Source organism: Flagellimonas olearia, assembly GCF_009184425.1.
In the GTDB taxonomy this organism is placed as follows: Bacteria; Bacteroidota; Bacteroidia; order Flavobacteriales; family Flavobacteriaceae; genus Flagellimonas; species Flagellimonas olearia.
In genome coordinates, this window is record NZ_WELG01000002.1 from 158,932 (window position 1) to 184,598 (window position 25,667).

General features: G+C 42.0%; 22 protein-coding genes and 1 tRNA gene. 14 read left to right on the top strand and 9 right to left on the bottom strand.

Going from position 1 to position 25,667, the window contains the following annotated elements; all coding sequences use genetic code 11:
- Positions 1-13 precede the first annotated feature (13 nt).
- Entirely contained in the window at positions 14-2,173 is a 2,160-nt protein-coding gene (locus tag F8C76_RS10065) for a S9 family peptidase (RefSeq protein WP_152131621.1), read from the bottom strand.
- Positions 2,174-2,355: 182 nt separating this feature from the next.
- Between F8C76_RS10065 and F8C76_RS10070 the strand changes: the two genes are divergently transcribed.
- The 9 genes from F8C76_RS10070 to F8C76_RS10110 all read left to right on the top strand — a co-directional run bounded on the left by F8C76_RS10070 (position 2,356) and on the right by F8C76_RS10110 (position 13,153).
- On the top strand, positions 2,356-3,660 hold the full coding sequence (locus F8C76_RS10070; protein ID WP_152131622.1) for a hydroxymethylglutaryl-CoA reductase, degradative: 1,305 nt from the start codon (positions 2,356-2,358) through the stop codon (positions 3,658-3,660).
- Positions 3,660-4,568 (top strand): GYDIA family GHMP kinase, encoded by a 909-nt coding sequence (locus F8C76_RS10075; protein ID WP_152131623.1) that lies wholly within the window; start codon positions 3,660-3,662, stop codon positions 4,566-4,568. Before F8C76_RS10070 ends, F8C76_RS10075 begins: the two co-directional genes overlap by 1 nt.
- A gap of 26 nt (positions 4,569-4,594) precedes the next feature.
- Positions 4,595-5,326, top strand: a complete 732-nt coding sequence (bla, locus tag F8C76_RS10080; RefSeq protein WP_152131624.1) for a subclass B1 metallo-beta-lactamase — start codon at positions 4,595-4,597, stop codon at positions 5,324-5,326.
- A 171-nt stretch (positions 5,327-5,497) separates the two neighbouring features.
- On the top strand, positions 5,498-6,199 hold the full coding sequence (locus F8C76_RS10085; protein WP_152131625.1) for a helix-turn-helix domain-containing protein: 702 nt from the start codon (positions 5,498-5,500) through the stop codon (positions 6,197-6,199).
- A 275-nt stretch (positions 6,200-6,474) separates the two neighbouring features.
- The gene (locus F8C76_RS10090) at positions 6,475-9,681 is read left to right on the top strand and encodes a SusC/RagA family TonB-linked outer membrane protein (RefSeq protein WP_152131626.1); all 3,207 of its coding nucleotides are present in this window, start codon (positions 6,475-6,477) and stop codon (positions 9,679-9,681) included.
- Positions 9,682-9,691: 10 nt separating this feature from the next.
- Complete coding sequence (locus F8C76_RS10095) at positions 9,692-11,134, top strand: SusD/RagB family nutrient-binding outer membrane lipoprotein (RefSeq protein WP_152131627.1); 1,443 nt, start codon at positions 9,692-9,694, stop codon at positions 11,132-11,134.
- 12 nt (positions 11,135-11,146) lie between these two features.
- Entirely contained in the window at positions 11,147-11,884 is a 738-nt protein-coding gene (locus F8C76_RS10100; RefSeq protein WP_152131628.1) for a BT_2262 family domain-containing protein, read from the top strand.
- 11 nt (positions 11,885-11,895) lie between these two features.
- Entirely contained in the window at positions 11,896-12,399 is a 504-nt protein-coding gene (locus F8C76_RS10105) for a lipid-binding protein (protein ID WP_152131629.1), read from the top strand.
- 175 nt (positions 12,400-12,574) lie between these two features.
- Positions 12,575-13,153 carry a hypothetical protein gene (locus tag F8C76_RS10110; protein ID WP_152131630.1) on the top strand — a complete coding sequence of 193 codons (579 nt, stop codon included), beginning with the start codon at positions 12,575-12,577 and terminating at the stop codon, positions 13,151-13,153.
- Between the two features lie 54 nt (positions 13,154-13,207).
- Here the strand turns inward: F8C76_RS10110 and F8C76_RS10115 are convergent, their stop codons facing one another.
- The 7 genes from F8C76_RS10115 to F8C76_RS10145 all read right to left on the bottom strand — a co-directional run bounded on the left by F8C76_RS10115 (position 13,208) and on the right by F8C76_RS10145 (position 20,993).
- Entirely contained in the window at positions 13,208-15,331 is a 2,124-nt protein-coding gene (locus tag F8C76_RS10115) for a peptidylprolyl isomerase (RefSeq protein ID WP_152131631.1), read from the bottom strand.
- 84 nt (positions 15,332-15,415) lie between these two features.
- Positions 15,416-16,705 carry a hemolysin family protein gene (locus tag F8C76_RS10120; protein WP_152131632.1) on the bottom strand — a complete coding sequence of 430 codons (1,290 nt, stop codon included), beginning with the start codon at positions 16,703-16,705 and terminating at the stop codon, positions 15,416-15,418.
- 2 nt (positions 16,706-16,707) lie between these two features.
- Positions 16,708-16,911 carry a hypothetical protein gene (locus tag F8C76_RS10125; protein WP_129653505.1) on the bottom strand — a complete coding sequence of 68 codons (204 nt, stop codon included), beginning with the start codon at positions 16,909-16,911 and terminating at the stop codon, positions 16,708-16,710.
- 2 nt (positions 16,912-16,913) lie between these two features.
- Positions 16,914-17,525 carry an LPS export ABC transporter periplasmic protein LptC gene (gene lptC, locus F8C76_RS10130; protein ID WP_152131633.1) on the bottom strand — a complete coding sequence of 204 codons (612 nt, stop codon included), beginning with the start codon at positions 17,523-17,525 and terminating at the stop codon, positions 16,914-16,916.
- A gap of 1 nt (position 17,526) precedes the next feature.
- On the bottom strand, positions 17,527-18,897 hold the full coding sequence (locus F8C76_RS10135; RefSeq protein ID WP_152131634.1) for a hypothetical protein: 1,371 nt from the start codon (positions 18,895-18,897) through the stop codon (positions 17,527-17,529).
- Positions 18,898-18,998: 101 nt separating this feature from the next.
- Positions 18,999-20,264, bottom strand: coding sequence for a BamG family beta-barrel-assembly machinery protein (bamG, locus tag F8C76_RS10140; RefSeq protein ID WP_152131635.1), 1,266 nt, complete (start codon positions 20,262-20,264; stop codon positions 18,999-19,001).
- Complete coding sequence (locus tag F8C76_RS10145) at positions 20,265-20,993, bottom strand: type III pantothenate kinase (RefSeq protein WP_152131636.1); 729 nt, start codon at positions 20,991-20,993, stop codon at positions 20,265-20,267.
- Between the two features lie 99 nt (positions 20,994-21,092).
- Here F8C76_RS10145 and F8C76_RS10150 point away from each other — a divergent pair.
- The 4 genes from F8C76_RS10150 (at position 21,093) to F8C76_RS10165 (ending at position 24,752) form a co-directional block, all read left to right on the top strand.
- Positions 21,093-21,165 (top strand) — tRNA-Phe (locus F8C76_RS10150).
- Positions 21,166-21,844: 679 nt separating this feature from the next.
- Positions 21,845-22,762: a hypothetical protein gene (locus F8C76_RS10155; protein WP_152131637.1), complete on the top strand. Its 918-nt coding sequence runs from the start codon at positions 21,845-21,847 to the stop codon at positions 22,760-22,762.
- A 96-nt stretch (positions 22,763-22,858) separates the two neighbouring features.
- On the top strand, positions 22,859-23,149 hold the full coding sequence (locus F8C76_RS10160; RefSeq protein ID WP_152131638.1) for a helix-turn-helix domain-containing protein: 291 nt from the start codon (positions 22,859-22,861) through the stop codon (positions 23,147-23,149).
- Between the two features lie 97 nt (positions 23,150-23,246).
- Entirely contained in the window at positions 23,247-24,752 is a 1,506-nt protein-coding gene (locus F8C76_RS10165) for a hypothetical protein (RefSeq protein WP_152131639.1), read from the top strand.
- Positions 24,753-24,780: 28 nt separating this feature from the next.
- On the opposite strand, the gene F8C76_RS10170 is transcribed toward F8C76_RS10165, so the two are convergent.
- On the bottom strand, positions 24,781-25,044 hold the full coding sequence (locus F8C76_RS10170) for a helix-turn-helix domain-containing protein (RefSeq protein ID WP_249042398.1): 264 nt from the start codon (positions 25,042-25,044) through the stop codon (positions 24,781-24,783).
- 46 nt (positions 25,045-25,090) lie between these two features.
- On the opposite strand from F8C76_RS10170, the gene F8C76_RS10175 reads away from it, so the two are divergent.
- The gene (locus F8C76_RS10175) at positions 25,091-25,468 is read left to right on the top strand and encodes a hypothetical protein (RefSeq protein WP_152131640.1); all 378 of its coding nucleotides are present in this window, start codon (positions 25,091-25,093) and stop codon (positions 25,466-25,468) included.
- Positions 25,469-25,667 lie beyond the last annotated feature (199 nt).

Sequence of the window (25,667 nt, forward strand, 5' to 3'; positions counted from 1 at the left end):
CTAGTTAGTTTGGTTACAAATTTTCCTTGATGAAATTGGTCATTTTGGTGTACAGGTGCAATCGGGTATTTCCTCCATGGATGCCATGATTTTTATCGGGGTAAATGGCCCAATCAAAAGGCTTGTTGGCCTGCACCAAGGCCTCTATCATTCGCATGGTGTTTTGCACGTGTACATTGTCATCCCCGGAGCCATGCACCAATAAATATTTCCCTTTCAACAATTCTGGATAATTGAATGGGGAATTATCATCGTACCCTGATGGATTTTCCTGCGGGGTCTGCATATAACGTTCGGTGTAAATGGTATCGTAGAAACGCCACGAAGTTACCGGGGCCACGGCAATCGCCATTTCAAATACATCATTGCCCTTTAAGATACAGTTGGTAGACATGAATCCACCATAACTCCAGCCCCAAATCCCAGTTCTATTCGCATCGATATAGGGGAGTTCGCTCAATTTTTTGGCCGCTGCAATCTGGTCTTCCACCTCATATTTACCAAGCTCCTTTTGGGTAATCTTTTTAAAATCACTCCCTTTTAGCCCAGTACCTCTTCCATCCACACAGGCCACAATATACCCTTCACTGGCCAACATCTGGTGCCAATAATCCTTATCGCGCAACCATCTATTGGCGACTTCTTGGGAACCTGGACCACTGTATTGGAACATGAACAAGGGGTATTTTTTATTCGGATCAAAGTCTGCCGGTTTTATCATCCACATGTTTAGGTCATTCCCATTGATGTTAATGGTGGAAAATTCCTTTGGGGCGATCTCGTAACCCTCAAGTTTGTCCCCAAGTTTTGAATTGTCTTTGATGGCCTTCACCAATTTTCCGTCGGATGCGGTATGAAGTGTAAATTCATAAGGCGTTTCGGAACTGGAAAACGTATTGATGAAATAGGTGAAATCCGTGCTAAAGGCCGCAGCATTTGTTCCTGCTTTGGTGCTCAGTCTTTTCTTTTTCTTTCCCTTGCTCGAGATACTGTACACATCCCGATTAATGGAACCGTTCTCCACGGATTGATAGTAGATCTTATCCTTGGCCCCATCGTATCCATAATACCGGGTCACCTCCCAAGGCCCCTCGGTTATACGGTTCTTCAGCCTGCCATCCTTATGATGTAGGTACAGATGGTTATATCCATCCCCTTCACTGGTCCAAATAAAACTATCATTCGGTAAAAAAGTAAGGTCATCATCAATATCCACATAAGCTTTGTCCTTTTCTTCCAACAAAATGGCAACCGAGTTGTCCTTGGCATTCACATCGAGTAGCTTAAGGTCGTTTTGGTGTCGGTTGAGGGTCTGTACGCTCAAGTGATCGGGACTGTTCATCCACTTGATGCGGGGAATATAGTAGGGATTGCCCAAATCCACTTTGGTTATGGAACCTGACGTTACATCCAGCATGTGCAAGGTTACTGTGGAATTGCTCTCTCCCGCCTTGGGGTATTTAAACTCGTAAGGAAAAGGATAGAGTCCCTGACCATAAATATCCATGGAAAACATGGGGACTTCGGTTTCATCAAACCGTAAAAAGGCAATCTTGGAACCTTCACTGTTCCACTCAAAGGCACGGACAAAGGCAAATTCCTCTTCATACACCCAATCCGTGACCCCATTGATGATGGTCCCCTTGCTCCCATCCGTGGTTATTTGTTGTACCGTCTTGGAGGCTACATTGAATATATATAGGTTGTTGTTATCCACATAGGCCACCTGGGATCCATCCGGGGATAACATGGGTTCTTGAATTTTGGTATCGCTGACCTTTGTCAAACTTTTGGTGGCAATGTCGTACACATAATAAATTCCCAAGGTTGACCTCCTAAAAATGGGCTCCATCTCCGTGGCCAACAAAATTTTGGATTCATCCTCACTAAAGGCATACGATGTAAAAAAAGGAACCGCACCTCCCGAAGTCACTATGGTTTCCACCTTTTGCAAGGTTTCATAATCATATTTATCCAAACTACTGGTCCAGGGAGAACGCATAAAATTCAATATGGTATACTGTTTTCCATTTTTCATGGAACGGAGTACGTCCATTTGCTCAGTCCTAAATTCCCCTCCCCAAATTTCTTCGAGGGTGATTTTTTTCTTTTGGGCAGTTGAAAAAGTCAAAAATCCTAAAAGGGACAGGATCAGGAGGAACTGTTTATTCATGTGAAGAAAAAATTATTTAAAACCGTCAAGTTTACTAATATTTATCGGAAAAATAAACTTAAATGTTGCATTTGCAACAAGAATTGATTTCCCCAAAAAGCCCTTTTTAGACCATCCCCAGGACAATCTGGATATCGACAAAGTACAATTATCTTTATATTTGAACCCTTTAACCAAACACTATGGACACCCCTGTTGAAGGTTTTTCCAAACGCTCCAAGGCCGAAAAGATAGCCTATATTGCCGAGCACTTCACCAAAGACCCCGAAGCCTCCAAAAAATTACTGGAGCAGTATTGGAATCCGGACCCTGCGGTCCAGAAGCTGCATGACGAGTTCATAGAGAACACCATTTCCAATTATTACCTCCCTTTTGCCATAGCACCCAATTTTTTGATCAACGAAAAACTGTACGTCATTCCCATGGCCATTGAGGAAAGTTCCGTAGTGGCCGCTGCCAGCAAGGCTGCCAAATTCTGGTTGGACCGGGGCGGGTTCAAGGCCAAAGTCATTGACACTGAAAAGGTGGGACAGGTACATTTTATATATAGAGGGGATGCTCAAAAACTCCAACGCTTTTTTGAGGCGTTAAAACCGAAGCTCATCCAGAGTGTGTCTTCCATTACCCAAAACATGGAAAAACGTGGCGGGGGTATCAAGAATATAGAGTTACGAGATCTAAGTGACAAAATAGAAGGCTACCATCAATTGCATTGTACGTTTGAGACCTTGGATGCCATGGGGGCCAACTTCATCAATTCGTGTTTGGAGCAGTTTGCCAAGACCTTGAAAGATGAAGCAGCTTCATATGCCAACTTCAGTCCTGAGGAACAGCAGATTGAAGTGGTGATGAGTATTCTTTCCAACTACGTTCCACATTGCTTGGTCCAGGCCGAAGTAAGCTGTCCTGTTTCACAATTTGAACAGGGCGGGATATCCGCGGAAAAATTTGTGCAGGCCGTGAATATCGCCAAAGTAGAACCCTACCGTGCCGTGACCCATAACAAAGGAATTATGAACGGGGTGGATGCGGTGGTCTTGGCCACTGGGAACGATTTTAGGGCCGTGGAAGCCGGGGTACATGCCTATGCTTCCAAAGATGGGCAATATTCCAGCCTTACCCATGCCTCCATCAAAGATGGAACCTTCACCTTTTGGATTGAACTGCCCTTGGCATTGGGTACAGTGGGTGGACTTACCTCTTTGCACCCCTTGGTGAAATTGGGACTGGAAATCCTTCAAAACCCGACTGCCAAAGAACTGATGCAGATTGTGGCCGTTGCTGGATTGGCACAGAATTTTGCAGCACTGCGATCACTGGTCACTACGGGCATCCAAAAAGGGCATATGAAAATGCACTTGATGAACATGCTCAACCAAATGGGGGCCTCAGAAAGTGAAAAACAACAATTGGTCCAGCATTTCAAGGACCGAACCGTGACCAATGCTTCGGTAAAAGAAGCGTTGGAAAAGATACAGTCCCAATAATGCAGACCAAATTCCATAGCAATGGTAAGTTGTTGCTCTCGGGCGAGTACGCCATTTTGGATGGGGCCTTGGGTCTGGCCGTCCCTACACAATATGGCCAATCCCTTGAAGTATTGACTACCGAAACAGGTCTGCTGGAATGGAACAGTTATAATGAAAAAGGCGAAATCTGGTTTCAGGCGGTATTGGGTTTGGATGGTTTTAAAACCATTTCCACTTCGGACGGGAAGATTGCAACAACCTTGACAGCCCTAATTAACGAAGCCAGCACACAGAACCCCGATTTTTTATTGACAAGTAAAGGAGCACAAGTGAACACAAAACTTGATTTTCCAAGGTCTTGGGGGCTGGGCACTTCATCAACATTGATCAACAACATGGCACAATGGGCAAAAGTAGATGCCTATACATTGTTGTGGAACGCCTTTGGGGGAAGTGGGTATGATGTTGCCTGTGCGCAACATAATCTACCTATTACTTACCAATTGAAAGATGGCAAACCGGTAGTCAACGAAGTAGCCTTTGACCCCATCTTTAAGGAGTCCCTTTATTTTGTGCACCTCAACCAAAAGCAAAGCAGCAAAGAGGCCATTGCCAACTATAGGAAACAGCAATTCAACAAGGATAATTTGCTGGACAGCATTTCCACGATCACCCAAAAAATGGTCTCGGAAAACGATTTGACCAAATTTGAAGGCCTGATGGAAGAACACGAGGCCATCCTATCCCATACGCTCAAAATCCCAACGGTGAAATCACGACTTTTCCCCGATTACCCCCATGCCATTAAAAGTCTGGGAGCTTGGGGCGGCGATTTTGTATTGGCCGTGGGAAATGAGAACACTTTGGATTATTTTAGGGGTAAAGGGTTCCAAACGATTGTCCCTTTTTCCAAAATGGTATTGTGACCTACCCTTTCCTTAAAGACTCCATCATGAAGAGATTTCATCTATACGCTATTTTCTTTTTAGTCCTATTGGGCTGCACGTCGAAAAAAACTCCCATCCGATATGAAAGCGACCAACTTGTGGTAGAGCAACTGACCGAGCATACCTTTCAGCACATTACCTATCTGAACACCCAAGATTTTGGGAAAGTGGCCTGCAACGGTATGATTGTGGTCAATCAAGGCGAAGCCATCATTTTTGACACCCCTAACACGGATACCGAATCTGAAGAACTCATTCACTGGGTCCAAGAAGAACTGGGTTGTACAGTAAAAGGAATCGTTACCACCCATTTCCACACCGATTGTCTGGGAGGATTGCAAGCATTTCACATAAGAGATATTCCCTCATATGCCACTGAAAAAACCATTCAATTGGCCACTGCAAAGGGGCATCCCGTACCTCAAAATGGATTTATAGGCACCAAAGAACTGAATCTTGGGGATAAAAAAGTAATCCTGGACTATGTGGGCGAAGGCCATACCAAAGACAACAGTATCGGTTACTTCCCCAGTGAAGAAGTGTTGTTTGGCGGATGTTTGGTAAAATCACTGGGAGCAGGAAAAGGCAATCTGGAAGATGCCAATACAGCGGCGTGGCCGCAGACCATTCAGAACCTAAAATCCAAATATCCCAAGGCAAGTACCATTATCCCAGGACATGGAAAACCCGGCAATGTCGACTTACTTGATTTTACCGCGGCCCTCTTTGTGGATTAAACTTTTGTACTCCCGATACATTTTTACATAAAACCTCCCGTTTTGGCCATTTCGTGAACTCAAACAGGGTATCCGTCAATTGGCGACCATAAGATTGAAGGTTTTTTCACATCTTGGAATCGAATCCCCATACATAGCTGTTGCCCATTAATTCTATAAAAAGAAGCCGTTATGTTATTCTGGGAATATACCTTATTGTTGTTTTCGCTGCTGGCCCTCTTGTTGGCCATGACACTCCTTCTGAAAGAACGGAAAAAAAAGTCCAAAAAGTTGTTCTTCCTATTCTTCTCCTTTGTACTCTACAACATTTTATTGACCCTTTACAGTTGGACCAAATTTAATGATGGGCTATTTGTACTTCTGAGTTATGTCCAATTCATCCCTTTGATGTTTTATGCCATTATGATTTATGGTCATTTGAACGGAACCATTGATATTGCAAAAACCAAAGAAGAAAACTTATTTGCCAATCCAAGGAACAAATATGAAAAAACAGGCCTCTCCGAAACCTTTTCCTTGGAATTGAAACAGAAACTGGAGGAGATGATGGTCACCAAAAAACCCTATCTAAACCACGAACTAAGGTTGGATGACATTGCAGATTTACTTGATGTTTCCAGGCATCATGCCTCACAAGTCATCAACGCACATTTTAATATGGGGTTTTATGATTACATCAACGCCCACAGAATAGAAGAAGCAAAAAACAAGCTGTGTTCCTCTGGTTTTGAAACCTCTTCCCAATCCATCTCCGACATTGCCTACCTATGCGGTTTCAACAATAGGGTATCGTTCTACAAAGCCTTTAAAAAGTTTACCCACACCACCCCTACCGAATTTTTGGATGAAATGGTAATGAATGCCCATGGATGATACCCCTGTCCCATTTCCAATGCGCTTTCTTAATCTGGCATCTGTTAATGTTAATCTCCTTCGGCGACTTAGTAAAGGTTCTTAAACCTTAACAAGCCCCCTGTTTTCTTTCATTTTTTTTGCTCGGCAATCTTCAGGGCGGGAGTACCAAAAACCTTCCCATACAACAACAGGTTTTGTTCTTACAAGTGTGCTGAATTAGCTTGATTTAAGATGATGTTCTATCTCCTGCTTTGATGGATTGCACTAACTAACTATTAACTAAAAATTCTTTAATGAGAGCAAAAAAATGGATGATGCTAGTGCTGTTCATATGTACTTGTACCATAGCACTTGCACAGGAAAAAACGGTTACCGGAACGGTTACCGACCAAAATGGATTGCCCCTGCCCGGCGATAATATTGTTGTTTCGGGAACCAATACCGGTACCCAAACCGACTTTGATGGAAACTATGCCATCAATGCCAGCCAAGGTAAAACCTTATTGTTCACTTATTTGGGGCAGCAGGATGTTCGTATGTCCATTGGAACCCGCAATGTCATCAATGTACAGATGCAGGAAGATGCCCAAGCTTTGGAAGAGGTTGTGGTGGTTGGTGCCTTTGGCATAAAAAAACAAGCACGTTCCTTGGGATCTGCTGCAACCAAAGTCACCGCTGAGCAACTTACGGAAGTTTCAACCCTTAACCCCTTAGAAACTCTTTCGGGTGCCATCCCAGGTGTTGACATCTCCGCCCCTGCACAACCCGGAGCATCAACAAAAGTCATTTCCCGTGGCTTTGGATCTATTACTGGCAGCAATACACCCTTATATATAATCAACGGCTCACCTGTTTTGGACCGTTCCAATGGTTCCATTGACACATCAAGTTCATTTGATGTTGGGTCGGGAGTAGTCGATTTGGACCCAAACAATATAGAGAGTATCAACTTCCTAAAAGGAGCAGCAGCAACGGCACTCTATGGTTCCAGAGCTGCTAACGGAGCCATAATAATAACCACCAAAACCGGTAAGGGAAAAATCAGGGTCGATTTTACTTCTTCCATAGATTATAACGAAGTAGGAAAGCTGGTGGACAAACAGCAAAAATTTGGAACAGGATGGTCAGGTCTATCTTATTCCAACGTTTCTGGGGAAGGTCCTTTGGCCGCCAGTAATGAAAATGGCTCGTGGGGAGCTCCCTTTGATGGGGAGGTCAGGGCTTGGAGCCGCATCGTGGATAATACCCAATTAATTAAACCATATGTTCCACTTGAAAATAATGTTAGGGAGTTCTTTGACATAGGGCAAACCTACACCAATTCCTTGACCATCAGTGGTAGCAATGAAAATTCACATGTAGCCCTCACCTATTCCAGAGTAGATTCTGATGGAGTATTCCCTACTGATTCAGATTCTTTTATCAAAGATAACTTTGGGCTCAACGCGGGCATCTCTTCAGGACGTCTTGCGCTTAAGGCAAGTGCCAACTATGCTTTTAAGGATCAGTGGGCCATACCTTCAGGTCAAGGGGATGATGCTTCTTTTGGAAAATCATTGGTTCAAGAAATACTTCAGATGCCCAATGATATCAGTATTGTAGATATGGAAGACCAATCCAATATTTTCAATACTCCCAGTTACTTCTATACCCCATATGCTGCCAATCCCTATGTTACTTTGGAAAGCAATAAGGTACACTCTCTAAAAAATCGATTCTTTGGCAACATTAATCTTAATTATGCCATAACAGATAATCTTAATGTTATTTGGCAAATTGGTGGGGATGTGGACAATGAATATATCAAACGAACCGGAGCCATTATTGAATATATAGAAGGTTCTCCACAAGATTTGGCTGGCGCGAACGGTGTAGTTGGAGCAGTTGGCGAGTATAAATATACCAACACCGAATTGGATACCTACTTGAACCTAAACTACAATAAGGATTTTACAGATGACCTTAATCTAAATGTTCTTGGCGGTTTCAACTACAACCAAAGAGCTGGTAATTCACTATCTGTTGTCGTGACCGATTTGGACCTGCCCAATTTTTACGAACTCAGTAATTCTGCCTCCACACCATCCCTTGGGCAAAGTGATTATCTCAGAAGGGTGTTGGGCATCTATGCAAGTGCAGAATTAGGGTATATGAACCGTTTTTTCTTGACCCTTACCACAAGAAATGATTTTTCCTCGACCCTTCCTATTGAAAATAATTCGTATTTCTATCCTTCAGCTTCTTTGGCTGCCGTGGTAGTGGATGGAAGCTCAACCTTTGTGAAATTACGGGGGGCTTATGCACGTATTGGTAACGATACCGGTTTATATCAAGTATATTCCACAGCAGGCCAAGCAGCAAATGCAGGATATTTTGGTTCCATCCAATACCCTTTTGCAGGTCTGAACAGTTATGAGGTTTTTGGACGAATTGAAAATCAAAACCTGAAACCTGAAGTCACCGATGAGATTGAGCTTGGGATTGAAACCCAATTCTTTAACAATCGTCTGGGTCTGGATGTTGCTGTATATAATCGGGACACCAAAGACTTGATCGTAGATTTAAATGTTCCACGCTCTACAGGGTATTCCCAGATTACTGGCAACTTTGTTGATTTGCGCAACCGGGGTATTGAATTGGCCTTTTCAGCAAAACCTATCCAGACACAAGATTTCACTTGGGACTTAACCTACACTTTTTCCAAAAACGAAAGTGAGGTAACCAATGTTGTGGGTGACGAAGATAGTGAGGAAGGCTCAAAAATTTCCATCTACTCAGCATACAACATCAACTTTTATGCTGAGAAAGGAAAACCCCTGGGTGTATTTTATGGTCCTAAACCCGACACTACTGATGATGGACAAATCATCGCCGACCCCAATACGGGATATTATACCTATAGCGGTGAAGAGCAATATTTGGGAACTTCCCAGCGTGATTTCGTTATGGGGCTACAAAATGCCTTTGAATTTAAAGGATTTCGCCTTTCCTCCAATTGGGACTGGAAAAAAGGAGGTAAAATGTACTCCTACACCAAAAGGCTCAGCTATTTTGTAGGGAATGCCCAGGAAACCACCTATAACGACAGAAAGCCCTTTATTATTCCAAATTCCGTAGTGCCCGTAACAGATGACGAAGGAAACGTAACTGGTTATGAGGAGAATACTACCTATGTTGACTATGAAAACGTAACCGCTTTTTATAGCGCAAGCCAAAACCAAGCTATTGAAGGAGAACACATTATTGACAAATCCTTTATACGACTGCGTTCTGTAGCCCTAACCTACAGCTTCCCTCAAAAGTTCATTCAGTCAGTAGGCCTTTCAGGTATGTCACTTTCATTCTATGGCAAAAACCTTTTTTTATGGACACCAAGTGAAAATACCTATGTAGACCCTGAAACCACTTCATATGGAAGGGGCATACGAAGTGAGTTTGGTGAATTTGCCACTAACCCAGCACAGCGCTCCTACGGAGCTAGCGTAAAATTCTCATTTTAAAAATAAAACAATGAAAAAGACATTCATTCTATACTGCCTATATATCATTGCAGGAACCGGTTTGGTTTCTTGTGATCATGAGTTGGACATCAATACGGACCCAGACCTCCTCACACCTGAACAAATCCCGATGTCTGCAGAACTACCTGCGGCACAAACAGGAATAGCAGCGGCGGCAGGAACCTATTTTGCGATACCCGGTGGATTCTGGAGTCAGTTTTGGACCCAAAGTGCCGTGGCCAACCAATATCGTACTATAGACAGCTACGCGATAGCCAACTCCCATGCATTTATCAATGACGGTTGGTCCCAATTATATGATGCTTTGACCGATATCCGAAACATTAAGGCCAATGCAGAAACTGAAGGAAATTGGAATTACTATTTGATTGCCTCAACGCTTGAAGCTTATGCATTTCAAATCTTGGTGGATTTCTATGGCTCGGTTCCTTATACAGAGTCCAACAACACGGCTATATTGACCCCAACTTTTGAAAGTGCAGAAACCGTTTATAATTTGATGGTTTCCGATCTTCAAGAAGCACTGTCCAAAAATCTTTCCAACTCTCCTTTGGATAATGTCCCTGGTGAAACAGATCTGTTGTTTGCCGGTGATATGGACAAATGGACACAGTTTGCCAATACCTTACTGCTTCGGTTATACCTAAGGCAATCCAATGCGAGACCATCTGTTGCCTCTGCAGGGGTTACCGCCCTTATGAACTCAGGGGCCAGTTTCTTGGATGAGTCCGCCGCGATAACCCAATTTGTGGATGAGGCCAGCCGAAGTAACCCCTTGTACGAAAATGAGAAAAGACAACTCAATGTGGGTACCAACCTAAGGGCAAGTCATACTATGGGAACTTTTTTGGACACCAACTCCGATCCCAGGCTTGCTTCCTTTTATGATGGCACTACTTTTCAATTGCAAGGCGACTTTGACGATGGTTCCAGTAGCACATCCGTTGTCCTCTTGAACGCAACAGATCCTTTTTATTTTATATCCGCAGCAGAGAGCAAATTTCTTCAAGCTGAGGCCCGTGTACGCTATATGAATGGTAACGGCGCACAAGCACTGTATGAAGATGGTGTCATAGCTGCTTTTGCCCAATTTGGGTTGGATGGCACACCGTTTGTCAATGCGGCATACGCCTATCCCAATGGTACCAGTGAAGAAAACATACAGGCTATTATTACCCAAAAATGGGTATCCTTCTATCCTGGAAATGGCTATGAAAGCTTTATTGAACAGAACCGGACAGGTTATCCGGTCATTAGTAGTGTAGCGGGTGACGATCCAGCCTATGTACCCGGGGAACTCACCTATGCCGTAGAAGCCAACACTAATGGATTGTTTCCAAGAAGATTCCTATTTCCTCTGGATGAGGCCCAGCGAAATCCCAATACCCCGTCACAAATTGCCTTGACGGAGAAAGTTTGGTATGCTAACTAAAAATAAGACACAATGAAAAATACACTCATACTATTTACTATACTGGCAGGAATTATTACCTCCTGCACTAAAGATGAAACTGCAGATGTTTCAAGACTTACCAGTTTCCCCGTAATCACGCTTAACGGTAATGCCGAAATCTTGGCCCCTTTCGGGTCAGAATATGTAGATCCAGGTGCTTCTGCCTTTGCGGGGGATGTATCCGTAACCACCATGACTAGTTTTGGAAGTGGCACTTACCAAGGCGCGGCAGGCGTGGACACATCGGTACCGGACAACTATATGGTCACCTATTCCGCTGAAAATAGCGATGGCTTTGATGGCACCGCCATCCGAAACGTTTGGGTAGCCAATACCGGAGATTTGGTCAACAGCATAGAGGGGCTTTATTTGGCAGATGTGCAAAGAGCACCTGATTTTACACCATCGGCACAGTATAGCGGGCTAACCTATGTGCTTATCTGGAAAACAGGGGATAACACCTATGAAATTTCCCATGCGGTTGGAGGTTATTATGACTTTGGTCGTGGCTATGGCCCAAATTATGCAGCACGAGGTTCCATAATTACCGTAAATGATATTCCCTCCAATGACTTTACCATAACCCAAGCAATTTTTCCTGGTTTTGGCAACGTTGCCGATATTACCGAGTTTACCGTTAACCCCATAGGACGGACCATCGCCTTTACCGGAACAGCAAACTTTGGCAATGGAGTCTTCCATGTACAATTAAAACAAGTTCAATTTTGATATCCCTTACCATGAAAATCATTCTGAAAAATACAATTCTAAAAGCGGTACTGCTCACTACAATATTGGTGTCGGCCTTGTCCTGTGATAAACATGAAGCTCTGGAAGTGGATCAAACTGCCTTGAAAGATTTAAGCGGTGATTGGTACGTCCGTCTTTTTATCAATAATGAAGAAGCACTGGAGTATAGTTTAATCACGACCACAAACAGTGCAGATGTAAACTCCCTTTGGATTGATGACCATCATCATATTTGGGATTTTAAGGTTGTATGTCCTGCAGATGGTGAAAATTTAAGTTTCTCAGGAGCCAATTTGCCCAGTAACGTAGATGGCTATGAAGTGGACATCAACATCACCAATGGCTTGATTATTAAGGAAGGTACCATTGCCCCCGGAGGAAGCGTTGTTGATAGCATTTACTTTGAAGCTGAATTTTCCGACGATTTGAATCCTGGGACAATTTATCAGTTGGCAGGCTACAGACGAACGGGTCTAGCGGCAGATGAACACTAACCAAGCTCCCTTTTTTTGATTTCAAGAAACCTAGCTGCCCATAATGGGCAGCTTTTTTTATTTCATTACATTCAATACACTTATCCATAAACCCAAACAGGGCATTCGTCAATTGGCACACCTAAAGCATGGAACTTTGTGCTAGGTTTAAATCAATAAACCAAAACCCAATACCATGTCACGGTTCAGTAAACTCTCTGTACTTTATCTCTTAATGGGACTGTTCATCTCCATGTTCAATGGATATTCCCAAGTAAGTAAAAGCGCTTCCGCAAGACTTGATCGGTTCCTAAAAGAGAATTCCAATATCACCTTTACAGCATTGGTGTCCGATGCCACCGAACAGATTTTAAGACACAAAGTATATTGTATTGCCTTGGAGACCACCAATATCTATGACGATTCCGGAAAGGACCTGGATGAGTTTATTGTAATTGATGATGGAACGGACATACAAAGTTGTCAGAAGTTCAGGAAAAACACCTCCATGGATTTCTTTCTGGATCATCTTCATGAGGATTTTTCCCTGACCCCTGCGACCGCTCCCCTATTTCAAGATTTGTTGGACATTCTATATCCCGTGGAGGGTTGGAAACTGGACAAAAGGGAGTTCTTCTTCAAAGACGGTAAGTGGTACTTTCTACGTGATGCGTATATGAGATCTAAACAAGGTTTTGAAATACAGGTAGATTCCGAAGGAAAAATCACGGACATGCGCTACAAAATGAAATGGGATGTCCCGGACCGATCATAAAAAAAGCGCCCCGTTAAACGGGGCGCTTTTTTTTATAGGGTTCAAAACTGTGTCCTAGTAGAACACAGCCCTGTTATCTTCAATTTCCGCCTTGTCTTTAAGGGCATTGTACACCCCAGTATTAACACGGTTGGCGGCACTGGTGCGCAAACTGTTGGCATAGGTACTAAAGTTTTCCATGGCAGGGGCATCCTCTTTTTTGGTCACCTTTACCATATAAACCCCAGATTCTCCCTTGATCAATCCAGAGGTCTGGTCTTGGTTGAGGGCAAAAGCGGTTCCCACTACCAAAGGCTCTCTTCCGGCTCCGGCCAAAGTGGGTGCTTTAAGGGTCACCGACGTAGCACTGCTCAAGCTCACGTTGTTATTGGAGGCTATGGCATCCATGGCCTTTCCTTGGTTGGCTGCCATAATCCTTTCTGCTTTCAGTTCCTTTCTGATTTCTGGCAAAGCCGTTGCCGAGGCATCTTCAGGCGTCATAAGGCCTTTTTTGTACTTCTTGGTCAACTGTACCACGGCATAGCCGTTGTTGACATTAAAACGTCTGATATCGCCCACACTGGTCTCTTCGTTGAAGGCCCATTGCACAATACTACGCTGTGAGCCCAAACCAGGAAGGTTCTCATCCATTTCCTTGATCTTGTTCACAGGTCTTACCGTATAGCTGCTTTCCCTGGCGATGTCCCCAAAGTTCTCTGGTTCGGCATCCAAAGCCGACATTTCAAACTTGGTGGCATTGGTAAATAGCGTATTGATGGTCTCTTCAGAAGGCTCTATTTCCCTGGACAGGGTGGCAACTCTAAGCACATCTTGCTTGTCATCCACTTTGATGATATGGAACCCAAACTGGGTCTCTACCAAACCAATGGTCCCAACAGGATTTCCAAAACAAAAATCATTGAACTCATCGGCCATTACACCTTCTTCAAAATAACCTAGGTCACCTCCTCTAGGTGCAGAAGGTCCATCTGAATGTTCCCTTGCCAAAGATGTGAAGATAGCGCCTTCTTTTTTGGCCTCTGCCAAAATTTCCTTGGCTTTGGCCTCCGCTTCTTCCTTGGTCCTTGTAATGCTTGGGTTGGCACGCTCGGCCCCTTCCCATGTAAATAGAATATGACTTGCCTTTACCGTTCCATTGGCCTTTCTGTCCATAACCTTGGAAACCTTAAAGAAATTCCCATCCTTGTAAGGACCATAGACCTCACCAACATTCATGGCCATAAGGGTATCTGCGGCAATAGCTGGCAGTTCGTTCTTCCTTTTATAAATCGTATCATATTTGGTATCGGAATTCCTATCCAAGAAAGCAGCCATATCCGTGGTGCTCCTAAACCCGGGAATAGTATCCGTGGTGTCGTTATCTTCGTTGTATTCAACCGTATCGCCAAGTAGTGAAGTAATGGCTTCTTTTACGGCATTTTCATCTTCAGCGGATGGTTTTTCCTCAAAATAGATGAAGCGCACATCCCGAGCCCTTTCTTGTTCGAACTCTTTTTGATGATTGCTGATGTATGCCTGAATCTCACTTTTGGAAACTTCAATGGTGCTGTCGGCAATGGAGGTATAAGGTACCCGAACATACTGGATATCCACCTTTTCGTTGGCCAATTTGTAATCGAATTCCCCTTCGGTAAGGGTGGCACCAACGCCCCCTTTGATCAGGTTAAAGTACAAACGCTCCTTGGCAGCTTCAATAATGGCTTGCTCATCTTGCAACCAAGCTTCGTAGCGTAGGGGATCGTTCACTTTCCAATCGGCAATGGCACTTTTAAAGACCTCCTCGTTGAAGATACCGTTCTCATCCAAGAAATCCGGAATCTGGGCATAGCCCGAAGTTTTTACAAACTCAATGATCTGGTCACTTTCCACATCAATCCCCAAATCCTCGAACTGTTGGTTCAGGATGGTTTTTCTCACTTCCCGGTCGTATACCGTGTTTACCAACTGGGTGGAGGAGAAATTGGGGCCAAACTGTCTAGAGGCGGTTTCCACCTGTCTTCTAAAATCATCAATGGAAATACTTTCTCCATTTACCTCAGCCACTGCGGAACCTACTTTGCCCCCTCCTGCAAAATTGTTGCTGGAAAAGACCCCAGATATTACAAAGGCGAACAACGCCAAACCAATGATCAAGATCAGTACGGTCGTCCGTTTTCTAATATTCTCTAATATTGCCATTTTACTGCTTGTTTTCTTTATTTACGGTGGGCGAAAATACCACTTTCTTTTCAAATAGGAAAGCTTAAAAAAGCGTGGAATTTATTAATCCTCAGTATGAACGCGCACCATGACCAAATCAATTTTGGTGTTGGACACCTCTAAAATGTGAAAAGTGAAATTTTCAATTTTCACCTCGGAGTCCTGTTCGGGAATCTCACCCGTCTCGTTCATGATCAATCCACCCAAGGTTTCGTACTCTTCTCCTTCCGGAAGTTCCAACTTATAATTCTCGTTGATGTAGTCCACTTCCAATCGCGCGGAAAACTTATAGACATTCTCACTGAGCTGCTCTTCGTGAAGGTCCGTACTATCATGTTCGTCCTCAATTTCACCGAACAATTCCTCTATAATATCCTCCACAGTCAAGATTCCGGCCGTACCGCCATATTCATCCAACACCACGGCCATACTCTTCCTTTTTTTGATGAGCACGTTCAAGATATCTTGGATGAGCATGGTCTCAGGGACAAACTCCACGGGCAACAGAATGCTCTTAATGGTCTTGGGCTTTTTAAAGAGTTCGTACGAATGCACATACCCTATGATCTCATCTATGTTTTCCTTGTAGACCAAAATCTTGGAATAGCCTGTTTCGGAGAACAATTTTGCAAGGTTCTTTGGGGTTTCACCCAACTCAACGGCCGTGATTTCCGTTCTTGGCACCATGACTTCCCTGGCCTTGACCGTTGAAAATTCCAATGCATTCTGAAATATCTGGATCTCCGAATCCACCTCGTCCTCTTCCTCCACGGTCTCCATTTGCTCGGTAATGTAGTCCCCCAATTCCAATTTCGTGAAGGACAACTGCACCTCATCACCATCGGTCTTAAAAAACACTTTTAGGATAATGTCCGAAATCTTGATCACAAAGCTCGAAATAAACGAGAACAGCACATAAAAGACATAGGCCGGTACCGCAAGGAACTTCAACAAGGTGTTGGAATAAATCTGAAAGAGCACCTTGGGCAAAAACTCTGCGGTGAGCAAAATGATCAAGGTGGAAATCACGGTCTGTGACAGCAGGCTGAAATCCGTCAACAAGGCATTTAAAAAGTCAGAGGACGTGGGCAACAGGCTTTGGAACCAGTTCATGAGCACATCACCCATAAAAAGTCCGTATACCACCAAGGCAATATTGTTTCCAATAAGCATGGTGGCAATAAACTTTGAAGGTTTTTGGGTAAGCAAGGTCAATACTTTGGCCAAAAAGCCTTCTTGCTTTTTCTCAATTTCAATATGGATTTTGTTTGCGGAAATGAAAGCAATCTCCATTCCCGAAAAGAATGCTGAAAATAACAGCGACAGGGCTATTATGGTAAAAGAGAAGTCCAAAGCTATTGCTGATTGTCCTTTTGTCGTTGTTCAAAACGTTTGCGATATCTCCTCCTGAACAAAAACATGGCTATGGAGACTACCGCAAAGAAGATAAAGATATAGGTTTCCTGTTGGGCTACGCTCCAAAGGGTAATGATCTTATAGATGGATACCACGGCCACGGCCAAGTAGAGGTATTCGGTGTATCGTAAAATTCTTATCATGTCTACTCTTCTATTTCTTTTTCCTTGATGGTCATGAGACCATATGTTTTGTGGGCCTTGAAGAAACTAAAATCCCGATTGAAATCCATCCCTTCGCCATCCATTACGGTACCATCCTCGGGGTTGGTATAGGTAAAGGCTTCCTCGGTAAAGATCCAATTATTTTTTCTATCAAAAAACAATTGTGGCGTTTCCAGCTTCTTCCCATCATGGGTTTCAATGACCACATTGCCCTGTAAATCGTACAAATTGGTCTGCAAATACACAATTCCGTAATCTGCTGTGACCACACTTTTTTGGTTTTTATCATCAAAAAACTCCACCTGAAGTCCCTCTGGAAAGGTCTGGAACTTAAAGTTTTGATTGTCAAAATCCTCGGACAATGGACTGGTCAGCACCGCAACGACTTTGGATCTGGCCGAATCCTGTGAGCTCATGGCTTCCACGGTCTCGGTATAGGTAAAGGTAAAGTTTTGTGCCACCCTTTGTGGGAAGACCGGCTTAATGGCCTCTTCCCCTACGCGTTCGTAGTTATCCTCACAGGACATAAAAAGGATTGCCACGGTAAAAACCGTGGCAAAACACTTTAAAATATTTTTGGATGTCTGTTTCACATTACAGATTAGGTACGGTAACACTACCTCCTACCCAGCAGCTGAACGTAATGGTCTTACCTGCCATTCCAGAACTAAAGATCATCTCTTTGGTTGGGGCTTTGGCATTGTAGCTGGCTGCGGTCTGACTAGCATGACCACTCAAAGAGGGATCTACCCTTCCAGCCTTTCTTGCCATATCAGCGGCCTTCCAATAGATGGCTCTTTTCTCGAATGCAGTGGTTCCACAATCGTTGGCACTACCTGCATATAGGTTGGCGATCAACAAATACGCTTTTCCATTGGCTGCATTGGCATCAATAGCTTTTAGGGCATAGCTCCTAGCTTGTGATTTACTGCTTCTGCGAACAATAGTGGCAATCTTGTATAGGATATTGGATTTTTTATATGAATCCGTTTCCAATTCCACCGCCTTGTTAAAGTCTGCGATAGCTCCTTTGTTGTCTCCCGACTTTTGCTTCAACACCCCACCATACATATAGGCATCGGCTGAAGGGTCAAGGGCCAACTGGGCCTCGAACAATTTTCGGAACATGGGGTCATCTGTACACTCTTTGGAGAACATTCTTCCCACGGCACGTTTCACCCATGTTACGTCTCCTTTCTTTTCCTCATAACTCTTTTCGTATAGAGGGATAAGGTTGTCACAGTCAGCCAAGGCTCCCAATTTGGAATCGATACTAGCTCCTACCTTTCCATAAGACTCTGAGTTTGTACTGGCCACTCTTAGCATTCTCTTCTCTTTGGAAGTAATGGTGTTTGCAGAATCCTTGGGAAGCAATTTGGTAACAACGTCTGTCAACTTTTTGTTTTCCTCTTCTACCTTTTCGGTTACATCATCATAGGTATCAAAAACATCCTGAAGGTCTTTTTTACCAGAATCATGCAAGTTCACCAAAGCTGAGAAATATAGATATAGGGCTTTGGGGTTCTTGAAATTGTCACGATCTTCCTTAAAGGCTTTGTCCAACATTTCGAACAATTGATCATCGGATGCCATTTTGTTATCGTACAGTAAAAGGGCCTTATCAATTTCAGTTACGGCTGTAGGATAGTTTTTTGGGAAATATTTTCCACTGTTATCATACAGGGACAACAATTCCTGGATGTACCCATCCTTATCGGCCCCGGTAGAGTTGTCAATTTTGTGTGCCAAGATTTTCTCACCATAGGAGAAATTGGCTTTGTTGATGTCTGGGCAGCTTTCGTAAACCATTTTCCATGGTTCGTAAGCGGCATCATAGTTTTTTACTTTAGCGTGTTCTGCGTAAATGGAAAGATTGGTCATGCACTCGGGATTTTGTGCTTGAGCCATACTTAATCCCGTCGTCATAATGACCGCTATCATCGTTAAGTAGTGTTTCTTCTTCATCTTACTAATTTTAAAGTGGTTAAAGTACAAATTTTCATTAAAAAATCCTGTTAAAGGGACTTATATGGGTGGTTATTTATGAATTCTCTAAAAAAATGGTATCAATTTATTTTTCTCTTAACAAACCATCGGTCATTTAAGGATAACCCAACATTGACCTTAAAATAACTTTCCTCGATAAGGTTCGCATCCGTGGTTCCTCTTCTTCCCAGCTCAAAACCGAGGTTAAGATTGGAGAAGGAATTGCCCAGCGGTAATCCAAGTCCAAAAGTTATGCCAAAGTTGTTTATCTCCTTATTGTTCACTACCAAGCCGCTTACATCGTATCGCAAACCTGCCCTATAGGTAACTCTTTTAAAATAGCTGGTGATGGAACGGTAGTCCGGAACAAAATACCCTCCGAAAGAATAGGTAGCGGCATCATTATAGGTTACATTTTCCAAGCCCAGGAAGGTGTTTTCAAAATCCCCGAACTGTTGAAAACTGTACTCTCCTCCCAAAAACCATTTTTTATCCTCGCCAAAACCCAGACCTACCGTGGCACGGGTCGGTATTTTCAATTCGGTGTTCCTAAGGTTGTCCGCATCCAAATTAACATCCAACACTTCTATCTCCTCCCCTGTGACCAACGAGAAAGACCCCAACTTGGCCGAGTTCTTGGAAACGAGGTTCCCTTGGGTGCTCACCAAGACCGAAGTATATAAGGTATATTTATCCTTTATGGTGGGGGTATAGTTCAGGGCATATTTAAAATCGTACCCATTGATGCGGGACTCACGATCCTCCAAGGTTCCAAATTGCACATCTTCCACGCTTTGGATCCTCCTGTACTCGAGTGTACCAAAATTGTAGCTCGCCGTGACCCCAAGACTCAAGTTTTTTATCAACTCAAACCCAACTGAGGCATATATTCGGTTAAGGCCTCCATCTCCGGAAAAAACATTGGTAACGGAAGCACCCCCTGTGGTAGTTCTTTCATCCCTTAGGCTATATCCCACGGAAGAAAGTGGCATCAATCCAAAACCCATACCCACATTTTTGGCCAATGGAAAACCAATGGACAAATAATCCAGGTTGGTCACAGAAGTGTTCTGTTGTTCGGACCAGTCCTTCAACCGGTACTCGGTATGGGAAATCCCGGCTGTATATGCTGTAAGTTTCAGCTTTGAATATGCTGCCGGATTGGTTAGGTTTATGTGGATACTGTCCCCATACATGCTAACTCCTCCCATCATTTGGTTATCTACCGTCCCATTGTTCCTTAGGTCACCTATTCCAAAGTATGAGTACGGTGATATTGTACCGTTTTGCGCAAAAATGCCATGGGCAACCACGCAAAAAAAAGCAATCAAAAATTTCCTAACCATCTAGCTTTTGTTGTATTCCAGCAAGTAATTTAGTCCCTCCAAGAGAAATTTAGGGTTCGCAAATATGGTGTTTTTTAGCCTTTTGGCAAAAAAATGGGAGTCACCGCCTGTTAAAATAACTGTTAAATGTTCAAAGCGGGCACCATACTGGTCTATTATGCCATCTACCTCCCGCGACACCCCGTTGATCACCCCACTGTGCATGGAAGTCTGGGTAGAATTGCCTATAAAGTCCAAAACTTCCTCCGGTTCCAGCAAGGGCAGTCCTGCCGTTTGCTCGTGCATGGCGCGGTAGCGCATCCGGACACCCGGCGAAATGGCCCCTCCCACATATTCCCCCGCATTGTTCACCATATCATAGGTAATGCAGGTTCCGGCATCGATCACCAAAGTATTGCCCCGAGGGTTGCGATAAAAGGCCGCAGTGGCCAAGGCCAACCTGTCCACGCCAAGGGTATGGGGCGTGGCGTAGCTGTTCTTAAAAGGCACCTTTGAGCTATTGGAGAGCACATGCACCTTGCAAAAAAGGGACAAAACATCATGTTCTTTTTTGTCCATTTTCCCTACCGAACTGATCAATGCTTGCCCAATTCTGGGGTATTGTTCAAAAAGCTCCTTGATCTGGGAAAGGAACAAGCCAGACTCCGAACTTTGGTCATGGAGCATCCTACCGTTTTCAAAAACAGCATATTTCACAAGGGTATTCCCTACATCGACGACCAAATTCATGACACAAAGATCGAGAATTGAAAAAAAACCACCGCCTTTTTCCAGATTTTGTTTGTAAATCCTAATTTTGAAATTATATTTGCACCCGCTTAACGGCATGGTACCTTAGCTCAGTTGGTAGAGCAACGGACTGAAAATCCGTGTGTCCCTGGTTCGATTCCTGGAGGTACCACTTAAGAAACTCGTAACATACTATAAACAGTAGCGTTGCGAGTTTTTTGTTTTTAGCAGGGTGCTCCAGAGGGTGCTTATAATGAACTTTGAAGAAAAAATGTCACTTTCCGACCTATTAAAAATACAAAGTTTTGCAGTAGGAAACAATTCAATTAGACCAACTACCAATTAAATTCTTCTTGTATTCTATGCTATATTCCCAAACAATTGAATTGATTTAAGTTGATCATTGTAAAGTGGTAGGGGACGTTCAAAAAATCGACCTTTTACAGAGCTGTGTTCTGATGGTTTATCTGAACACAATCACTCTTTTAAAAATTTGGTAAAAACCTACGTTTCACACATACGCAAGGAATTCTGAAAATCTCCTGAACCTACCACTATATCTAGCTATAACGTTTGTTTAGTAAAAACAAGGTTATCAATAAAAAACACCCATAATTTGGTTAAAACTGCGATTTTTTGGCAAATCGGGGGTTATCGATGCTTTTTTGTACTTTTTTTGGCTATTCTCAGTTTTCTCTTAAGACTACAAAAAACACATACGTGTGCGTAGCACATAATTTCCATCAAATAAAGTCCAATATTAATCAAGAAAAATAGTTAAAAAAGAGGGGGTAAAGGGAGCATCGTTGCAGAGACCCAAAAACGAAAATTATGTGCATATCAAAAGGCTTATGGAAGAAATTCAAAAATTATTAAAGGAGTTTGTTGAGAGATACCCTTTCAATTGGTTTAAAATCAATGAATTTATTAAGGATTTCGTCAAAAATGAAAGCAAAGACCCATTTGAATTCAAATCAAAGTATTTAAAACCGCACTTGTACCTAACTACTGATGGTAAAATCAATTACATCCCACGAGAAAATGCTAATTCAAATCAAAAAGAGAAAAGTAGCGAGATCTTTGATTTACAATTATTTGATTGCGAACAATTAGCAGTAGATTTTGACAAGGAGAATTTTGAAATTGATGAGTGGGCTCAAAAACGTCTGGATTACGACATAAATATTGTGAGGGAATTTTTATTTCGTTGCACTGTTTTTAAAGGGCATTATTTTTTAGAACGGTTCCATGAGGAAATTGACGAGTTGGAAAAAAACATGGCCTTAATTTCGGAACAATTTATATTGAATTGGCTTCATAAGGAAATAATGAATGAATTAAAAGAAAATCTTAGATACCTAAAAGAAACCATTAGAGAAGATTTCGAAAAAGTCTACTCCATAAATACAACTAAAGCTAAATCTACCTCAAAATCTGAGTTGAGAAATTGGTGCCAGATTGCCAAATTAATGGCCAATGGAACCATTATTATCGATAAAAATGGCCGATATTATTTCAAAGGCAACTTGATAAAAGTCGAAAAAGTAATGAGCGAACTTGTCGCTGAAGAACTTAACCACGAAATCAAACCACAAACCATTAAACCTTATTTGAGCCGCACAAAAACTGAAAGTGATGATGACAAGAATATTTTTAGAGAATTTCGGATCAATGAACTTATCATAATTGCGACTGAGGCACAGAACAAAGGGGTTTTAAGCGATTTTTATAAGACCAGACTGGAAAATTTAAAACAAAGCATTATTTGAGTACGCCAAAAGTACGGTACTTCCAAAGGTTTCAAAACCATTGAAATTATTTTTACATCATTAATAATAGCAAGTAAAATGTAAAATTAGATTTCAATGACATTACAGACAGTTCAGTTAATCGGGATTGATATGGAACGGTTCCAATCACTCATCGGGAAAGCAGTTGCCAAAGTACTGCAAGAACACAAAGAACTCCTAAATGACTCACGGAATGAGTCTGGAGATAAATATTTAAGCAGAAAAGAAGCTGCGGAATTTCTTCGAATATCCGAAACCACACTTTGGAATTTGGATAAAACCCAAGTTTTACCCGCAAAGCGTTTAAATGGTAAAGTTCTTTACCTCAAAAGCGATTTGCTCAATTTCTCAAAAACTAACGCTTAGCATTCTCTAAGCAAACTTTCAACAATTTTTAATCTAAAGCCGAGACGGTATCAACATACCGCCAGGAATCGTCTTGGCTTACTTTATCTAAAATATTATGAGATACAAAAACACATATATAACTATTGAAAAATCCCTTTTTGAGGACTTAGAAAAGTCTATAAACAAACACAATTTGCATTATTCCAAAGATGACCCCAACAAAATAATGATGGACAAAGCGGTTTTCTTTATTGACTACATCCGCTACCAACGAAGTTTCAGAAAAGATGAAATCACTAATGGCGGATATATCAGAATACCTTCAAAGTTTTTAAACATTTATCTGCAAAAGGAGCTTAGAAAGTACAAGGATTTTCTTATTGGACATAACTATATCAAAACGATTCCCTATAGCAAGGACGAGTCCAAGTCTTATGGTTACTTGGTTTCATTTTCGGGAACAAAGAAATCAAATGAAGAATCCTTAGAAGAATATTCAGCTTATGAATTTTTGAGTCAAACCTATGAAACGTTTCTATCGAAGTCTTTGGAAAAACATGCTAAAATTGAACATAAAAAATCGGTTGCAGATAAAAGCACCAAACATTTAACAAAATGGTTGAATGCGGAAAGTATCCAAATCAATAGGGAACGTGCCATTACTTTTATAGACCACTCAAAAGATTTGTCAATGGAACAGAAAACTTCATATTCATACAGTGTAAACAAAATATGGTTTGGATGTTGGTATTACCTTAGAAGCACTAATGACAATAGGCTCCACAGTAATCTTACTAATCTTCCTTCGGAATTACGGAAATTTGTATCCCACAAAACACAGAATTTGGTATCCCTTGATATTAAGTCCTCCCAACCATTCCTTTTAGCAGGAGTCTTTAATCTAATCCTCTTGGAAGAAACTGAGAAAGTGGCGTATCTGAAATCAGGGTTGAGAAGTCAAGATGTAAAGAATCAATTCTCCTCTGTAATGAATTCTATATCTCTTGAACCCTCTGTAATAGCTGGGCTACAGCACTACATAAATTTGGTTTGCAATCAAGACATCTACAACTATATTGCATCAAACCTTAACTCGAATTTTATAGAAAAATTAAAAGATGAAAAAGGTTATGTCGATAAGGTATATAGTCCGACCACTAATCGGAAGGAAGAGAAGCATTTTAAAGACCTTAGAGGCTATTGCAAGGTTTTGACCTTGGAATATATGTACTCATCCGCAGAAAACACAGAGAAACGCTTAAATGAAATAAATCAAGTCCTTCCCGATGCTGTCAACAAGTTTATTTATGAATTCAAATACTGTAAGGAATTGGAAATCCCAAAACGTCAAGGCAAAAAAAGAAGAACTAAAAGACAGCGAGAAAAAATCCAAAAAACTAAAAAACTATTTGCCAAGTTTCTACAGCAACTGGAAGCATTCATAATGTTAGACATAATCACAAAAGAGTTGTCAAAACAAAACCTCAAAATGTTTATGGCAACTATACATGATAGCATTATAGTAACCAGCGGCAATGAAAAAGAAGTGGAGTTGTTTATGAAAAAAAAGGTGTTCGAAATTTTGGGGCTGGAGCCAGAAATAAAATGGGAATACTGGTAGCCCTAGTTTTATCGGGATGGTTTCTCAATTAATAATCGAAAAGTTCACTTACCTCCACCCCCAAGGCATCAGCAATTCTTCCTAACGTAACAAGGCTGGTATTTATCTCACCCCTTTCCACTCTTCCTATCTGATTTTTTGGAATCTCCGCAATAATTGAAAGTTGGAACTGTGATTTTTCAGCTTTTTCACGTAGAAACCTTACCCTTTCACCAACTTTTTTGATGAGTTTTCTATCCCCAGATGTATATTCTTTAAACACATCCCAAAATCCAAATACTACAATAAACAATCGGACACATCGTTGTGTTTATATGTATAAATCAAAATCAAAAAAGATGAAATTATTGGCAAAAAATGTACTTGTCTTTATGTTGTTGATGTGTTTGGTAGGTTGTAGTTCGGATAATGAGGACAACTCCTCAGACAATGATGGCACATCCAGAGAACTCCTGATAGGAACATGGACCATTGACGAAACTGATATTATATTCAATGAGGACGGAACAGGGGAGTCACAAGTTTATGTTTATGATGACAGTGATGAAGACTTGCAATGGCACCGCCTGTCATGGCGTTTGGATTCAGATGTTCTCACCATCAATTTCTCTGTTACTGGCACATCTATTTTTCAGATCATAGAGATCGATAATAAAAGTATGGTGCTACAAGATTCAAATGGAATAAGAAGAAACTACACGAAAAAACAAGGATAAAATGGTCAATTTTTTATGCACAATAGCATTGCAAGCAAGTGTACTGGGAGATTTAAAAGCTGAACGAGGCGGCGAATCCATGTGGTCAACACCGTTGGGAATCGTTATAGGGATTGTCTTCCTGTATTTTTTGATAAAGGGCATGAACAAAAGTGATGATTAACCAAAACATATATCACGAAGAATCTCTATTGTAGTG

What these genes read in the sequence shown, in the direction of transcription:
- F8C76_RS10065 (WP_152131621.1), bottom strand. Translation starts at nt 2,173, where the DNA reads ATGAATAAACAGTTCCTCCTGATCCTGTCCCTTTTAGGATTTTTGACT.
- F8C76_RS10070 (WP_152131622.1), top strand. Translation starts at nt 2,356, where the DNA reads ATGGACACCCCTGTTGAAGGTTTTTCCAAACGCTCCAAGGCCGAAAAG.
- F8C76_RS10075 (WP_152131623.1), top strand. Translation starts at nt 3,660, where the DNA reads ATGCAGACCAAATTCCATAGCAATGGTAAGTTGTTGCTCTCGGGCGAG.
- bla (WP_152131624.1), top strand. Translation starts at nt 4,595, where the DNA reads ATGAAGAGATTTCATCTATACGCTATTTTCTTTTTAGTCCTATTGGGC.
- F8C76_RS10085 (WP_152131625.1), top strand. Translation starts at nt 5,498, where the DNA reads ATGTTATTCTGGGAATATACCTTATTGTTGTTTTCGCTGCTGGCCCTC.
- F8C76_RS10090 (WP_152131626.1), top strand. Translation starts at nt 6,475, where the DNA reads ATGAGAGCAAAAAAATGGATGATGCTAGTGCTGTTCATATGTACTTGT.
- F8C76_RS10095 (WP_152131627.1), top strand. Translation starts at nt 9,692, where the DNA reads ATGAAAAAGACATTCATTCTATACTGCCTATATATCATTGCAGGAACC.
- F8C76_RS10100 (WP_152131628.1), top strand. Translation starts at nt 11,147, where the DNA reads ATGAAAAATACACTCATACTATTTACTATACTGGCAGGAATTATTACC.
- F8C76_RS10105 (WP_152131629.1), top strand. Translation starts at nt 11,896, where the DNA reads ATGAAAATCATTCTGAAAAATACAATTCTAAAAGCGGTACTGCTCACT.
- F8C76_RS10110 (WP_152131630.1), top strand. Translation starts at nt 12,575, where the DNA reads ATGTCACGGTTCAGTAAACTCTCTGTACTTTATCTCTTAATGGGACTG.
- F8C76_RS10115 (WP_152131631.1), bottom strand. Translation starts at nt 15,331, where the DNA reads ATGGCAATATTAGAGAATATTAGAAAACGGACGACCGTACTGATCTTG.
- F8C76_RS10125 (WP_129653505.1), bottom strand. Translation starts at nt 16,911, where the DNA reads ATGATAAGAATTTTACGATACACCGAATACCTCTACTTGGCCGTGGCC.
- F8C76_RS10135 (WP_152131634.1), bottom strand. Translation starts at nt 18,897, where the DNA reads ATGAAGAAGAAACACTACTTAACGATGATAGCGGTCATTATGACGACG.
- bamG (WP_152131635.1), bottom strand. Translation starts at nt 20,264, where the DNA reads ATGGTTAGGAAATTTTTGATTGCTTTTTTTTGCGTGGTTGCCCATGGC.
- F8C76_RS10145 (WP_152131636.1), bottom strand. Translation starts at nt 20,993, where the DNA reads ATGAATTTGGTCGTCGATGTAGGGAATACCCTTGTGAAATATGCTGTT.
- F8C76_RS10155 (WP_152131637.1), top strand. Translation starts at nt 21,845, where the DNA reads ATGGAAGAAATTCAAAAATTATTAAAGGAGTTTGTTGAGAGATACCCT.
- F8C76_RS10160 (WP_152131638.1), top strand. Translation starts at nt 22,859, where the DNA reads ATGACATTACAGACAGTTCAGTTAATCGGGATTGATATGGAACGGTTC.
- F8C76_RS10165 (WP_152131639.1), top strand. Translation starts at nt 23,247, where the DNA reads ATGAGATACAAAAACACATATATAACTATTGAAAAATCCCTTTTTGAG.
- F8C76_RS10175 (WP_152131640.1), top strand. Translation starts at nt 25,091, where the DNA reads ATGAAATTATTGGCAAAAAATGTACTTGTCTTTATGTTGTTGATGTGT.